Consider the following 349-nt stretch of genomic DNA (forward strand, 5'->3'; position numbering starts at 1 on the left):
TGGGGGCGAGAGCTGGGCCGTGCAGCGCAGCGCCACGGGCGAGGACCGCCCGCTGTTTGCGCTGCACATGCTGGACGCCAAGCACGGGGTGGCGGTGGGGTTGTGGTCATTGGTGCTGGTGACGGAAGACGGCGGCAAGCGCTGGAGCCCGGTCACGCTCGCGCCGCCCGAGGGGGCACGCAAGGCCGACCTGAACCTGCTGAGCCTGTTTGCCACGGGCCAGGGCGTGCTGTATGCGGCGGCCGAGAAGGGCATGTTGTTGCGTTCAAGCGACCAGGGCCGGCACTGGAGCTACCTGAGCACGGGCTACAAGGGCTCGTTCTGGACCGGTGTGGCGCTGCCCGGGGGT

At 70.2% G+C, this 349-nt stretch carries 1 protein-coding gene; it reads left to right on the forward strand.

Annotated features, from left to right (window positions below; translation table 11 throughout):
- Positions 1 to 349: WD40/YVTN/BNR-like repeat-containing protein (locus AC07VS_RS28850; protein WP_494752702.1), on the forward strand; the 349-nt coding region annotated here is incomplete at both ends.

Source organism: Curvibacter sp. GW821-FHT01G03 (assembly GCF_059422285.1).